Origin of the sequence: Pleurocapsa sp. FMAR1 (genome assembly GCF_963665995.1) — a bacterium.
Classification (GTDB): Bacteria; Cyanobacteriota; Cyanobacteriia; order Cyanobacteriales; family Xenococcaceae; genus Waterburya.
This window is the reverse complement of the sequence record NZ_OY762512.1, coordinates 1,622,202-1,635,600: the sequence shown is the minus strand read 5'-3', so window position 1 is coordinate 1,635,600 and position 13,399 is coordinate 1,622,202. Positions and strand designations below refer to the sequence as shown.

The following is a 13,399-nucleotide window of genomic DNA, read 5'->3' as shown; positions in this document are numbered from 1 at the left end:
TCACGTTTATCTAGAGAACTGAGATTGTATCGACGTAACTCGTAGTTTCCAAAAAGACGTGGTTAAGTATGATTTTAATTATGAGGACTGTAAAGTAACGATAGAAAAAAGCCTTTAGCAAATGCCTAAGCCTACTCAAGCTCATCTTGAACGCACCGTAAATAAAAACGATCCTTTAGAAGTAAGGCAAAAAACCTTAAGCCAGATGCAGTACTATATGGGAGCAAAACTGGTTGAGGTTAGAGTAAATCCTCAAGCCGTTATGTATCGTTGGTCAATTGAAAATCGAGATGACCAACAAATTTGTACCCTGAGTGCCTTTTGGGGCGACTCTAAACAAAAAATACTTTCTGGAGAAAAACCTCTCCAAGGACAAGAGCTAACCAATTGTGCTAGGGCTAATGCTTCTAGTGGCGCAGAAATGGCAGCTATGGTTTGTGGTTTTGGTTCAGATATTGAACACTTTAAGTCTACATTAGAGGAAACGGTTCAAAAGCTAGAATTATCTCCTAAATCTTTTAGCAAGCTTTTAAGTTAAAAACATTTAATTTTTCCTTCTGGTTTATAAACAATCTGACATAGGGAACACTAATCATAAGAATTTACTTAAATGTTTAGTTGACTCTATGTCCAAACGTCTTAATCAAAAAGCTTATAAAATTATTGCTGCTGAAATAGCTATTTCAGCAGCAAAAGATAACATAGCTGGAGAAGTTTCTCAAAAGATCGCTTTAAAACGATTAAATCAATTAAGGTCTGTCAAAGGAAAGCCAGTCACAGAAACAGAACTAGAATATCTAATTAGCGATCTATTTCCAGATTTCAATCCCAAAATTATTAGTAAAGCCATTCGTGCTAATCGTCCACCTAGCAGCTTATGGCTGATTCCCAAAGTAGCAATCGGCTTAGGAGGTTTAGCTGGATTAATTTGGTTACTAAATTTGCCCTACCCGATGATTCGTCGCCCTGTAGCCAAAACTGCACCAATTTTACTGCTACCAAGCTATTTAAGTATGGATAGCAACTATCGACAGGCGATCGCCAAAGTAGAACAGGCAGATCAATTGGTTAATCAGGCTACAAGTCTTGCCGATCTAAAATTAGGACAAGAGAAAGTTACTCAAGCGCAGCAACACCTTGATGCTCTGCCCGTCTGGTTTTTGGGTTATGAACCTCAGATGTATCGCACCTTCTTTAACTTTGGCTGGCAATTTACTTTAGATGAGTTTGAATCCGCTAGGGCAAAAGTTGGGCGGATGGATGCTAAAATTTTCCAGGAAATAAATGCGATCGCGCTTTTAGAAAAAGCCCAGCAAGATATTCAACAGGCAAAACAAAACTATCAGCAAGCTTCGGACACTGACAATAAACAAAAAGCAATCGCAGCATGGCAAGCAGGTATCGATAAACTCAATCAACTTCCTCCCCGAACCTTAGCTAAAGAACAAGCAAATAATAGTTATGAAGCATATTTGCGAGATTTCAGTCAGGTATCAGGCTTGATAGCAGGCAACGATCGGACTAACAAAATTATTGCCGTAGCTCAACAGTTTCATACTCAAGCTACTGGTAGTTGTGCCAATTCTCCTCACTCGGCAAATCGTTGGCAAGAATGCGTAAATTTATTAAATAGAGCAGTTAATACCTTAGAAAAAGTACCATTGGAAGATGCTGGTTATTTAGAAACCCAAACTCTGTTGGCAAACTATGAAACGGAATTAGGCAATATGCGGATTCGCCAGCAAGAAGAAGAGGAATCCCAACAAGCTTATGAATCAGCACAGTCGATGATTACTAATTTACCCAAATCTGTAGATCAATCTAATCGAGAGTTTACCGCTAGAGAAGTACTAACTATTATTAACCAATTAGAAAAGGTAAAGCCCCAGACAACTGTTCATGCAGATGCCATTATTATGATCGACTTTGCCAACCAAAAACTGAAACAACTACGTTAATTTTTAGCTGCTCTATTCTTCTTTGCTAAATATTGCTGATGTTCTTCGGTAGCGAGATAATAATCCTTGGCTGGTTTAATCTCCGTAACAATATCTTTGTCGTATTTAGCCGACTGCTGTAGCTGTTGCTTTGACCCGTAGGCAATTTTCTCTTGCTCGGTATTATGATAAAAAATTACCGAGCGATATTGTTCTCCTCTGTCTGCACCCTGACGATTAAAGCTAGTTGGATCGTGCATTTGCCAGAATATATCTAGCAACTCCTCATAGCTAACTATTTCTGAATCGTATTCAACCTGAGCCACTTCTGCATGACCAGTAATTCTCGCCACTACATCTAAGTAAGAAGGATTAGGAAAGTCTCCTCCCATGTATCCTACCGAAGTTTTGATTACTCCTGACACCTGGAGAAATTCATTTTCCGTTTTCCAAAAACATCCTGCACCAAAGGTTGCCAACTGTAGATTGTTCATAAACCCTTACATTATTAATAAACTTCTTTGGCTGCACGATGCAACAGGGAATGACGATAAACCAATGCTGACATATCCTTGCCATAGCCACCACCAATAACGCTAGCAACGGCATATCCCCCAGCTTTGCAGGTACTTAAAACCATTCTTTCCCGTCGATATATGCCCCAGTCGGTAAGAGACAGTTTACCCAAGCGATCGCTCACATGGGTGTCTACCCCCGCATCAAATAATACTAAATCTGGGTTTACCTGAGTAAGTAAGTCTGATAAATGACTGGCTAAGATTTGCAAATATCCATCATCATCTAAACCAATAGGCAATGGAACATCAAAATCACTCTTTTGTTTTCTGCCTGGAAAATTTGCCTCGCAGTGCATCGAAAAGGTAAATACGCTATCGTCATCTTGAAAAATGAAGGCTGTACCGTCTCCTTGGTGTACATCGAGATCGACAATTAAAATCTTGTTGACTAATCCTTGATGCTGCAATACACGAGAGGCGATCGCCAGATCGTTAAAGATACAAAAACCCGATCCATAGCTAGGAAAAGCGTGATGTGTTCCCCCCGCCGTGTTGCAGGCGCAACCATACTCTAAAGCTAATTTCGCAGCTAAGATAGTCCCACCGATAGCAATACGGGTACGATGAGCTAACGCCTGACTCCAGGGTAAACCAATACGACGTTGTGCCTTATGTTCCAATGTCCCGTTGCAGTATGCCTGAACATATTCAGAAGTGTGAACTAGCTCAATCAACTCTAAATCAGGTAATTCTGGCTGATAAATCTGTTCTGGCTTAATAACTTCATCCTTGAGTAATAAATCTCGCAATATCTTAAATTTGGGCATGGGAAAGCGATGAGCATCAGGCAGAGGCGCAACATAGTCAGGATGATAAACAATAGCAAAACCATATTTACCCATTAATTAGAGCTTGCTGAGTATTTTGATAAGAATTGAACTTTGTCTTTAGCGATCGCGATGAATATCTTTACCCAAAATAATCATCGTCTATCATTTTATCTAAAGGTATTGCAGTTATATCTGTAAGTTTAAACAGTTGATTTTTTGAAATGTTATCAGTAGTTTTGTTAAACCAGTTAAGATGATTTTCCTGGAGATAGCTTCTTAAGCTAGGAGAATCCTCTAAAATATCTTTAATTGCTCTACGAAAATTTGATATTTCTACACGCCATTTAGCCTCATTCCTTTTTTTTTCTGCGTGCCAGTCTCTAAGTTTTAAAATATGTTCTACGAGTCGATAATAATAACTTCTTAAAGCTCTTTTTTGACTCGCTCCCATATCTTCAATTTCATCTAATAAATTCTCCCAGTCCATAGTGGTTACGTCTCTATTTTTAATAGCGATCGCCATTTCTTCAATCCAAAGATTCAAATCGCGATCGTGTAACTGGCTTAATTTTTTTAAGTTATTCACGATTAAATGTTCCCATTCGTAACTAACTGATGATGATTGTCTGATATTCATTTTGTGAATTAGTCATCTAGCCTACCTTCAATATCTCCTAGAGTATAAGGACAGCAAGATGGAAAACAATCTTCCCTTAGACGACTTTTTCGTGCAGCATTTGTTTTTGCCTTTTCGTACAGTCTAGGCAAATTATCTTCAATCAACTGTTTTAAATTAGTTGTTAGCTTGTCCTCTAATTGAAGTTGGAAAGCATCGACCTCTGCACGCCAATGATCTTTGTTATAAACAGATTCGTCTGACCAATAATCGATTAGCAATAGATGCAAAATAATCTGATATGTCAGGCTTTTGACCGCCGACTTTTCTGCTCTACCCAATGCCTCTAATTCCTCAATCAGATTATTAATGTCTAAATGCTCAAAGTTCCTGGTACGCAGTAACTTGACCTGTTCAGATAGCCAGCTATCGTATTCTAATTTCGTATCCTGCATTTCGATACTATTGTCACAATTACTTTGTTAGTACTATTTTATCTCCGTGTCTGGGCTATTCATCGAAATGCTCGGAGTTAATTCTATTTCTGTATCTCAGGCTTTTAATATTTTGTCCAAGGCGATCGCCTTTACAGCATTGCTTTACTTACCGTCTTTAGGATATGGGAATAGCATTTTTAAATTAATGCCATTCCCCATCACTTTTACATCCGAACTAAAGCCGATATTTTAGACAGTATTTCGGCATTTAGACCTTTAAGATCTTCAAGACTAAGCCAGCCTTCTTTGATCAATTTAGCAAAATCGAACACCGCAGTAGAAGAATCATAGTCATACTTGCCGTCTATTTCGTACCTTTTAGTACTTAATAGATCGTGTAAATACCATAAATCTTCTAATTCTGTAATTGAACCTGCGCGATCGCGTACATTGGCAATTAAGGTGGAAGTTTCTCTTTTATAAGCTGTCTGAAAAGCTTGTTTGGCTATTTGATCTTCCGTTTGAGACCATTGAATTTTACTCACTTGTAATACTAATAACTAAAATTTAATTTACAATATTTGTCTGAATATAACTACAAAACTCCAAAGCCTTTGCCCATAGATGTGATTGGCTTTGAAGTTCCAAGACTAGCTAAGATTCGGTTTTTAACTAACGAGCTAGCTTAAGTAGTTCTTTAGGAGATGCTAACAAATCAATCGCCACAAAGAAAATTTGGTTCTCGGAGTTAACCAAAAATCTCCATGACATATTCATGCCTACGTCAGCACCAAACCAAGGGGTCTGTACTTTACCTGTAACTTTGGTTTGAGTGTAACCATCTTCGGCTGATTCTTCAACACCGCGTTCAGGTGCTAATTTTAGATTGGCGCATTCTTCCTTGAAAAACTGATAAACCTTATCTTTACCAACAATTGGCTTTTTAAATGGAGGCTGTAGCGCACCATCTTCAGCAAACAGCTTAATCAACTCGTCGAAGTCATTGGCATTCAACAAGTTCATGTAGCTCAAGATAGTGGAGTTGCTAATGCCCTCTATATTGACTTTTGTTCTTTTGGACATTTCCGTAGGCGGAGTAACTGGTTCGCTAACGCTCTTGAAGTTGCCCATCTTACCAGTGTCAAATCCCATATCTACTACAGTGTTGCGTAGTGCCGTGATTTGTTGACCAGACTCTAATCCTTGAAGTGTACTTAAGACAGCATTGGCATTTGCCGAAAGTTTATACCCTTCAGGAATCGGAGCGACAATACCTTGCTCCATCCATTCTCCCAGCTTGAACCAAAAGCCTAACTTAATGTTAGGACTCCAGGTAGCATAGGTGCGACAAATTTCTGTATCGGCATGGTTAGCCAAATCGCACATCATCTGAGATTGTTCTTGGAACTCCATTGCTTTAATCGCATCTAGAGTAGGTTCGGCAAACTGCATATTAGCTGCACCAGGGGCAGCAACAGTAACAGTCTTACCCATTTCTAAGTAAGCAAACCAAATCCAAGCAAGTTGATCTTCGGCACTAAGTTGATTAAATCTAGCCGTCAAAGCTGGTACTGCATCAGCAGTTAAAGTACTTGATGAGAATATGTTACGAGCGGAATCTATAGTGTATGGCATAGATATTTCTCCGTTACTCTAGTTTTGTTAATTTCTATAAACGAATATAACAAGTTTTGTGACAATCTGTAAAGTGACCTTGACAAAACCGATTTTTGCTTAAATGTTCAAAATGGACAAAAAAAATCCCTAATCTAGTCGAGATAAGGGAGATGGGAATATTTTTGGTCAAATTATTGAAGCGTAAAAAAAAAATATTGAAAATCGGAATTAAATTAATTCAAGACTTCTTTTAACTGGTGCTGTTGCCACAGAGATTGATATAGTCCTGATTCTTTAATCAAACTTTCATGAGTGCCATTTTGCACAATCTTGCCTTCATCCATCACTAAAATGCGATCGCACATTGCCGCTGCTGATAGTTGATGAGAGATAAAGATGACCGTTTTTTTAGCTCTTGTAGGAGACAAACTATTAAGAATTCTGGTAGCAGTTTCATTATCTACACTAGAAAGAGCATCATCTAAAATTAATACTTTGGCTTCTTCTAATAAGGCTCTTGCCAAAGAAGTACGCTGTCTTTGACCACCAGATAAAGTAATACCTCGCTCACCCACCAAGGTTTCGTATTCTTGCGGAAAAGACATAATTTCTGGGTGAATTTGAGCCTGTTTAGCTGCTTGCTCTACTTCCAAACTTTCACTCAATGGCTCACCGTAGCGAATATTATTTTTAATACTAGTGCTAAACAAAAAGCTATCTTGAGGTACATAGGCGATCGCTTTTCTTAAAGTATTTAGATCTAGCTTGGTAATGTCGTAATTATCAAGAAATAGCTCTCCTGGCTCTATATTTAGCAAGCGGGGAACAGCATTAGCTAGAGTAGATTTACCAGAGCCAATTGAGCCGACAATGGCAACAGTTTCTCCAGGCTTAATCGTAAAGTTTAAATCATATAGAGCAGGGTTGTGAGTACCTGGATAAGTATAAGTAAGATTGCGTGCGGTAATTTCTCCCTGAATGTCTTCTAAGGGCAAAATAATGGAGTTGGAGCTATTTTTAATTTTGGGTTCGGCTTGAGTAATTGCTTCTACTCGATCGATACTGACTTCTCCCTGCTGATATGCCGTAATCGTAAAACCTAATAAAGCAGTAGGAAATACTAATCCTTCGACAAACAAAACTAAGGCAACAAAGTCACCCACAGTAATTTGTCCATTAGCGATCGCCGCTGTACCCAACCATAAAAGAATTAATAAGCTGACGTAAGAAATAGCTTCGATGATAGGAAACAAAAAATTTCTAGTTCTAGCTAATCTCAGATTTGCCGCTAATAAGTTCTGATTCTTCTCTTTAAATGCTAATCTTTCTTGACCTTCTTGAGCATAAATCCTAATCAAAGCCATGCCACTCATGTCTTCTTGAATTAGCTCACTCAAATTAGAAAGTTCTACCTGGACATCTTGTTGGTAGCTTCGCATCTTGCCACTAAACAACTGTACCGTGATCAACATGACTGGATATACGGCGACCGCTAATAAACTAAGCTTCACGTCAATCTTGAGCATCGCTGGTAGGGTGAAAGCATAGGCGAAAATAATGTTGATAAAACTCAACAGAGCAAACCCTACCAAGCGACGAATATTATCCACATCACTAGTAGCGCGATTAATCAGATCGCCCGATCTATTATCCGAAAAATATCCTGGTTCAATGGTCAGTAAATGTTGGAAAATTCGCTGTTTAAGACTAAATTCTACCTGTCTACCTATGCCAAAAATAGACACGCGAGAATACATCCGAAATCCCCACATTATCGCTGACAAAAATAGCAGCCATAATGCAGAGCGAGATAATTGATCAAAACTAAACTCTCCCTGCAATTGATCGATGCTATCGCGGATTAATAGGGGAATATAAACCTTTAAAGCATTGACAATTACTAGGGCGACTCCCCCTAATAAAACCATTCGCCAGTAGGGACGAAGGTAATTGACTAATTTCTGTAGCCTTGAATGTGCCATGCTACAAATCTTAACAACTTTTTCCCTTTTGACCAACATTCAAAGGGATGAATATAAGTCTATCTTTCTGCCATGGGAATATAGGGAGAATTATGTTCCCCTGTATAAATTTGGGTAGGGCGAAAAATTCTATTTACAGCAAGCTGTTCCTTCCAGTGTGCTAGCCAGCCAGCCACACGAGCGATCGCAAAAATAGGCGTAAACAGATCGTCAGGGATGCCTAGCTTGCGGTAAACTAAACCAGAATAAAAATCCACGTTAGGGTATATACCTTTGTGTCCTAATTTTGTCTCAATTACCCTTTCTAGTTCTAAAGCTAAATCATAATAGCGATCGTGTCCAGTTGCGTCGAATAGCTGTTCGGCTAACTCTTGTAATATCTTGGCTCTAGGATCTTTTACCTTATAAACTCGATGCCCAAAACCCATAATTTTATGCTTGTTGGCTATCAAATTTTCTACATAGGGCTGAACATTATCCATTGAACCAATATCTTCTAACATCAACAATACTTCTTCATTTGCTCCTCCGTGAAGTGGTCCAGCCAAAGTTCCTACTGCCGAAGCAACTACCGCGTAAGGATCGGTAAGAGTCGAAGCCGTTACCATAGCCGAAAAAGTTGAGGCATTAATTGTATGTTCTGCGTGCAGTGTTAAACAGACATCAAAGACTTTGGCTTCTAGGGGATGGGGTTTTTTCTCCGTCAGCATATATAAAAAGTTGGCTGCATAATCAAGGTTATCGTTGGGTTTAATGGCATCATTTCCCCGACGCATCTGGTGAAATGCAGCCACCATAGTCGGAATCTTAGCCAGAATACGTACTACCGCTCGTCTAATATATTCAGGATCGTCTAAGGCGCGTCGAGCATAAAATAAACCTAAGGCTGCTGCTGATGTTTGTAGTGCATCCATCGGATGTCCAGTCTCAGGAAAACATTTCATCATATCCCGAATCCGATATTTAATTCGACGATGATATATAATTTCAGTCTGGAATTCTTCAAGCTGTTGTTCGCTAGGTAGTTTGCCCCAAATAAGTAAGTACGCCGTTTCTAAAAAACTACCTTGTTTAGTTAATTCTTCGATCGCAATACCGCGATATTCTAAAATTCCTTTTTGACCATCAACAGAGCTAATACTAGATTTTGTCGCTGGAATACCTTCTAAACCTGGCTTATACTCACAAAATGTAGCTGTCATAAATTTTCCTAGATTAAATTAAATAAAGATAATATATTTGAAATTAGCCCAAATAAGACTTTCCTGAAGTCATCGACGTTACTAAAATCAAGATTGTGAAGAAGGGTTATATTATTCTTATTTTATCCGTAAGACTTTAATTTTTCTCAACAAAGTTAATGTTGTCAGATTATATAATTTGTAAGTAACTAAAGGAAAACAATTGTGGCTCGAATTTTTTTGGCGATCGCAGCAGCATTGGGGGGTATATCCGTAATTTTAGGGGCATTTGCTAGTCATGCCCTCAAAGACAGATTGAGTGAGCGCGCCTTAGAGATCTGGGAAACTGGTACAAAATATCAGATGTATCATGCTCTGGCTCTAATTTTAGTGGCATTGCTGCTGACTCGTTTATCTACAGAATCTGTTTTTTTAATAGCAGCGGGATATGCTTTTACTACGGGAATAGTGCTATTTTCTGGTAGCCTGTATGCCCTAAGCTTAAGCGGAGTTAAATGGCTTGGTGCGATTACACCTTTGGGTGGCGTGGCGTTTATTGTTGGTTGGGCTTGTTTAGGAGTGGCAGCCTGGAGATTTGAGTAAAGAATATGTTTTTAATACTCCTAATTTAGATAATAATTTAGAAAAGTAAGTAGGAATTCAAATCAAACAAGATGAGCATTTTTAATCAAATTTTAAGCGCGATCGACGATCCCCAAAAAGAAGCCAGCACTAATCAGCTTGGCTCAATACTAGATACGGTAAAGCAACTAAGCGGCAATAATCAAGCCAGTCCAGATGCAGTAGAATCAGCCATGTCTATCGTGGGTAACCACACTAAGTCCGCTTTGAGAGAAAAACGTAATCATGGCGGTGCCTCTCAAGTAAATCAAATTATCAATCAATTTGGCGGTACTAGAGCAAATTCGCAAGTTTTATCAACTTTATTTAATAGTTCTCAGCTAGAGGGTATGATTCAGCAAATTACTAGTCGTACTGGTTTAAATGCAGGAACAATTCAATCAATGCTGCCGATTTTAGTTCCTTTAGTCCTAAATTTGTTAAAAACTGGCAATAGTAAAAGCAATATGCAGGGAAATAATTCAATTGCCAGCGCATTTTTAGATTCTGATGGTGACGGTGATGTAGATATGAGAGATGCAATGAGAATGGCATCCCGTTACCTTGGCAGATAATCTTTTAAAAACAAATACCTCAAGTATCTAACCAAAAACCCAGAGATGATGTAGCATTACTGGTGAGATTTTGGGGATATGACATGGTAAAACAAATTGGTTTATTGTTTGGCGGTTGCTCTGGAGAACATGAAGTTTCTATCGCTTCAGCCAGAGCGATCGCTTCAGCTTTAAAAGCAGGGGATAATCAAGCTAAATACGATATCCTACCTGTATATATCGATAAAGACGGTACATGGCAACCTAGTAACCTCGCTCAACAGGTATTAGAGTCAGGAGAGCCTTTGCTCTTAACAGAAGCAGAAACTAACGTTGCTAAGAGCGAAGATAAGCTAACCTCTACAGGGTTTTCTTCTCTAACCCCCGCAGGACAAAATACTAGTTATTCAGAGATAGATGTCTGGTTTCCCATTCTTCATGGCCCTAATGGCGAAGATGGTACGGTGCAGGGTTTACTAAGCCTGATGAAGGTTCCCTTTGTTGGTTCGGGGGTATTAGGTTCGGCTTTGGGCATGGATAAGATTGCCATGAAAATGGCGTTCACTCAAGCAGAATTGCCCCAGGTAAAATACGTGGCGGTCAACAGAGCGCAAATATATTCTAATCCCTGTTCCGATGCGCGTTCCCTTGCGCCTGACGGCGACGCGGGGTCGCATCGTTTCCCCAAACTCTGCGACGATATTGAAGCAAAGCTGGATTATCCTTGTTTTGTCAAACCTGCTAATCTGGGTTCATCGGTGGGAATTGCCAAAGTGCGATCGCGTGGGGAACTAGAAAAAGCTTTAGATAATGCTGCTAGCTACGATCGTCGTATTGTCGTCGAAGCAGGAGTAACCGCCAGAGAAGTCGAATGTGCTGTATTAGGTAACGATAATCCTAAAGTTTCGGTAGTGGGAGAAATTACCTTTGAAAGTGACTTTTACGATTATGAAACTAAATACACCGAAGGTGCGGCACAGCTACATATTCCTGCCAATCTTCCTGATGCTGTAGCTTCTCAAATACAAGAAATGGCAATCAAGGCATTTTTAGCCGTAGATGCAGCAGGATTAGCTAGAGTTGATTTTTTCTACGTAGAAGAAACGGGAGAAGTTTTTATCAATGAAATCAACACAATCCCCGGCTTTACTGCTACCAGTATGTATCCCCGACTTTGGGCGCACAGTGGAGTTACTTTTCCCCAACTAGTTGATAACTTAATCAATCTAGCAGTAGAACGTTACAAAGAATCAAACATAAATTAGTTTTACTACTATACGTTTGATGTGAATTAACCTTTTTAATAATAAGACTCTAGTTAATATGATAGAAAATCAAGGTTAATGTTTACGTCAGGGGCTTGGGGAGGGCGTAACGTCCCCAATGGGACGGCGCTTATAAAGGGGCGAATGCATTCGCCCCACAGCACCTTGGGTTTGGGGGGCTAGTCCCCCAATATTCAGTAATGGTTTTTACAGACCAATTTCATTTAGAAGCGAGAATAAGCATTTTTTAAATTCACATTAGGCGTACTATTGATAAATTCTGAGACTCATAAATCTGCGCTAAAAAAGAATACTGAAATATTTGACTTAAAAATGTTTGATGATAAGTGTTTGATGTTTAAAGTAATGACTGTTTGCTGTTGTTCAATATTATTGTTTGGCTGTAATTTTCAACCTAACCAGACTAATTTAATCTCTGCAAAAGTAATGCGGGTAGTTAGTGGTCAAACTATTGAAGTTATGTTAGCAGGAACTTCAGAAGTCGCTCAGGTAAGAATTGTAGGTATTGATGCCCCCGATTTTCGTCAGTCTCCTTGGGGAAAAACGGCACAGCAGAAATTATCTAAGCTAGTAACAGGATTGCCAATTAAATTAGAGATGGAAACCTCACAGCAAGACAGCTTCAATCGTCTCAATGCTCATGTGTGGCAAGCCAAAACTTTAGTTAGTCAAGAGCTAGTTAAAGACGGTAGTGTATTGGCAAACACCAGATATAACCATTCATATAGTAAGCTGCTTATAGACGCTCAAGAATATGCTCGCTTAATGGGTTACGGAATCTGGAATCCGAAGCAGGCTATGCGCTACACTCCTAATCAATTTCGCTCAAATCTTAAACAATGACTCAACCTTCCCCAGAACAACTACAAATATTTTTAGATGTTGCTACCGAATCAGTCTTAGCTGCGGGAGCGGTATTAAAAGAACGTTGGGGTAAATTAACTGATATTCAAGAAAAAGGTCGTCCAGGAGATTTGGTCACCGAAGCCGATAAGCTAGCAGAAGCAGCAGTTTTAAAAGTATTGAAACGACACTTGCCAAATCATCAAATATTGGCAGAAGAGTCAGGATCATTAGGGAATGCCGATAGCGAATATCTTTGGGCGATCGATCCTCTAGACGGAACAACTAACTATGCTCATGGTTTGCCAATGGCAGCAACTTCTGTGGGATTAATGATCGAGGGAATTCCTTGTGTAGGCGCAGTTTATAATCCTTTTAGTGATGAACTATTTCGCGCTGCTAAAGGTTTGGGAGCAACCTGTAATCGTCGCCCAATCAAAGTTTCTGCTACTAAAGAATTAAGCAAAAGCCTTCTGATTACTGGCTTTGCTTACGATCGCCGAGAAACCAGTGACAATAACTATGCTGAATTTTGTCATCTAACTCATTTAACCCAAGGAGTGCGTCGCCTTGGCTGTGCTTCAATGGATTTGGCAGGGGTTGCCTGCGGTAGATTAGATGGATATTGGGAAAGAGGTATTCAGCCTTGGGATATGGCAGCAGGAATTGTGATTTTAGCCGAAGCGGGAGGCAAAATTACAGCCTACGATGGTAGTCCTTTAGATATTAGTTCTGGTCGTATTTTAGCTACTAATAGTTTGATTCATGACAGTTTAAGTGAAGCTCTACTTCAAACTCCGCCCTTAACATCATGGAAATCATAGCAGCAGTTTAGATGATGGGTTGATTTGGTGGGCAACGAGCTATTCTTGAAACGATAATTTGCTCTAGTTGTTTTTTGCCCTACGAAGGCGCGATCGCTCTAATATCCCTAGCGAGATTCAAGATGCAATTGAAAATCAAAGTATTGAGGATAT

The 13,399-nt window shown here is 39.4% G+C and carries 15 protein-coding genes; 7 read left to right on the top strand and 8 right to left on the bottom strand.

Annotation, left to right across the window (positions count from 1 at the left end):
* The first annotated feature begins 121 nt into the window (after positions 1-121).
* Both SLP02_RS07945 and SLP02_RS07940 read left to right on the top strand, forming a co-directional pair.
* Positions 122-538 carry a hypothetical protein gene (locus SLP02_RS07945; protein ID WP_319420122.1) on the top strand — a complete coding sequence of 139 codons (417 nt, stop codon included), beginning with the start codon at positions 122-124 and terminating at the stop codon, positions 536-538.
* 88 nt (positions 539-626) lie between these two features.
* Positions 627-1,958: a hypothetical protein gene (locus tag SLP02_RS07940; RefSeq protein WP_319420121.1), complete on the top strand. Its 1,332-nt coding sequence runs from the start codon at positions 627-629 to the stop codon at positions 1,956-1,958.
* Here SLP02_RS07940 and msrA read toward each other — a convergent pair.
* From msrA to SLP02_RS07900, 8 genes are all read right to left on the bottom strand, one after another.
* Positions 1,955-2,431, bottom strand: a complete 477-nt coding sequence (gene msrA, locus SLP02_RS07935; RefSeq protein ID WP_319420120.1) for a peptide-methionine (S)-S-oxide reductase MsrA — start codon at positions 2,429-2,431, stop codon at positions 1,955-1,957. The two genes, SLP02_RS07940 and msrA, sit on opposite strands and share 4 nt — an antisense overlap.
* A 14-nt stretch (positions 2,432-2,445) precedes the next feature.
* Positions 2,446-3,357 (bottom strand): histone deacetylase family protein, encoded by a 912-nt coding sequence (locus tag SLP02_RS07930; protein ID WP_319420119.1) that lies wholly within the window; start codon positions 3,355-3,357, stop codon positions 2,446-2,448.
* A gap of 67 nt (positions 3,358-3,424) precedes the next feature.
* Positions 3,425-3,922, bottom strand: a complete 498-nt coding sequence (locus tag SLP02_RS07925; protein ID WP_319420118.1) for a DUF29 domain-containing protein — start codon at positions 3,920-3,922, stop codon at positions 3,425-3,427.
* An 8-nt stretch (positions 3,923-3,930) separates the two neighbouring features.
* Positions 3,931-4,356: a DUF29 domain-containing protein gene (locus SLP02_RS07920; protein WP_319420117.1), complete on the bottom strand. Its 426-nt coding sequence runs from the start codon at positions 4,354-4,356 to the stop codon at positions 3,931-3,933.
* A 206-nt stretch (positions 4,357-4,562) separates the two neighbouring features.
* Positions 4,563-4,883, bottom strand: coding sequence for a hypothetical protein (locus SLP02_RS07915; protein ID WP_319420116.1), 321 nt, complete (start codon positions 4,881-4,883; stop codon positions 4,563-4,565).
* 127 nt (positions 4,884-5,010) lie between these two features.
* The gene (locus SLP02_RS07910; RefSeq protein ID WP_319420115.1) at positions 5,011-5,973 is read right to left on the bottom strand and encodes an orange carotenoid protein N-terminal domain-containing protein; all 963 of its coding nucleotides are present in this window, start codon (positions 5,971-5,973) and stop codon (positions 5,011-5,013) included.
* A 215-nt stretch (positions 5,974-6,188) separates the two neighbouring features.
* Positions 6,189-7,937 (bottom strand): ABC transporter ATP-binding protein, encoded by a 1,749-nt coding sequence (locus tag SLP02_RS07905; protein ID WP_319420114.1) that lies wholly within the window; start codon positions 7,935-7,937, stop codon positions 6,189-6,191.
* A gap of 59 nt (positions 7,938-7,996) precedes the next feature.
* Complete coding sequence (locus tag SLP02_RS07900) at positions 7,997-9,139, bottom strand: citrate synthase (protein WP_319420113.1); 1,143 nt, start codon at positions 9,137-9,139, stop codon at positions 7,997-7,999.
* Between the two features lie 204 nt (positions 9,140-9,343).
* Between SLP02_RS07900 and SLP02_RS07895 the strand changes: the two genes are divergently transcribed.
* The 5 genes from SLP02_RS07895 to SLP02_RS07875 all read left to right on the top strand — a co-directional run bounded on the left by SLP02_RS07895 (position 9,344) and on the right by SLP02_RS07875 (position 13,246).
* Positions 9,344-9,721 (top strand): DUF423 domain-containing protein, encoded by a 378-nt coding sequence (locus SLP02_RS07895; RefSeq protein WP_319420112.1) that lies wholly within the window; start codon positions 9,344-9,346, stop codon positions 9,719-9,721.
* A 71-nt stretch (positions 9,722-9,792) separates the two neighbouring features.
* Positions 9,793-10,314, top strand: coding sequence for a DUF937 domain-containing protein (locus tag SLP02_RS07890; RefSeq protein WP_319420111.1), 522 nt, complete (start codon positions 9,793-9,795; stop codon positions 10,312-10,314).
* 83 nt (positions 10,315-10,397) lie between these two features.
* Positions 10,398-11,558, top strand: coding sequence for a D-alanine--D-alanine ligase family protein (locus tag SLP02_RS07885; protein ID WP_319420110.1), 1,161 nt, complete (start codon positions 10,398-10,400; stop codon positions 11,556-11,558).
* 333 nt (positions 11,559-11,891) lie between these two features.
* A complete protein-coding gene (locus SLP02_RS07880) occupies positions 11,892-12,422 on the top strand; it encodes a thermonuclease family protein (RefSeq protein WP_319420109.1) in 531 nt (176 codons plus the stop codon).
* Positions 12,419-13,246, top strand: coding sequence for an inositol monophosphatase family protein (locus SLP02_RS07875; protein ID WP_319420108.1), 828 nt, complete (start codon positions 12,419-12,421; stop codon positions 13,244-13,246). Before SLP02_RS07880 ends, SLP02_RS07875 begins: the two co-directional genes overlap by 4 nt.
* Positions 13,247-13,399 lie beyond the last annotated feature (153 nt).

Excerpts from the sequence above, each read along its gene's own strand:
- SLP02_RS07890 (WP_319420111.1), top strand. The coding sequence starts at position 9,793 with ATGAGCATTTTTAATCAAATTTTAAGCGCGATCGACGATCCCCAAAAA.
- SLP02_RS07905 (WP_319420114.1), bottom strand. The coding sequence starts at position 7,937 with ATGGCACATTCAAGGCTACAGAAATTAGTCAATTACCTTCGTCCCTAC.
- SLP02_RS07940 (WP_319420121.1), top strand. The coding sequence starts at position 627 with ATGTCCAAACGTCTTAATCAAAAAGCTTATAAAATTATTGCTGCTGAA.
- SLP02_RS07900 (WP_319420113.1), bottom strand. The coding sequence starts at position 9,139 with ATGACAGCTACATTTTGTGAGTATAAGCCAGGTTTAGAAGGTATTCCA.
- SLP02_RS07925 (WP_319420118.1), bottom strand. The coding sequence starts at position 3,922 with ATGAATATCAGACAATCATCATCAGTTAGTTACGAATGGGAACATTTA.
- SLP02_RS07910 (WP_319420115.1), bottom strand. The coding sequence starts at position 5,973 with ATGCCATACACTATAGATTCCGCTCGTAACATATTCTCATCAAGTACT.
- msrA (WP_319420120.1), bottom strand. The coding sequence starts at position 2,431 with ATGAACAATCTACAGTTGGCAACCTTTGGTGCAGGATGTTTTTGGAAA.
- SLP02_RS07880 (WP_319420109.1), top strand. The coding sequence starts at position 11,892 with ATGTTTGATGATAAGTGTTTGATGTTTAAAGTAATGACTGTTTGCTGT.
- SLP02_RS07885 (WP_319420110.1), top strand. The coding sequence starts at position 10,398 with ATGGTAAAACAAATTGGTTTATTGTTTGGCGGTTGCTCTGGAGAACAT.
- SLP02_RS07945 (WP_319420122.1), top strand. The coding sequence starts at position 122 with ATGCCTAAGCCTACTCAAGCTCATCTTGAACGCACCGTAAATAAAAAC.
- SLP02_RS07875 (WP_319420108.1), top strand. The coding sequence starts at position 12,419 with ATGACTCAACCTTCCCCAGAACAACTACAAATATTTTTAGATGTTGCT.
- SLP02_RS07930 (WP_319420119.1), bottom strand. The coding sequence starts at position 3,357 with ATGGGTAAATATGGTTTTGCTATTGTTTATCATCCTGACTATGTTGCG.
- SLP02_RS07920 (WP_319420117.1), bottom strand. The coding sequence starts at position 4,356 with ATGCAGGATACGAAATTAGAATACGATAGCTGGCTATCTGAACAGGTC.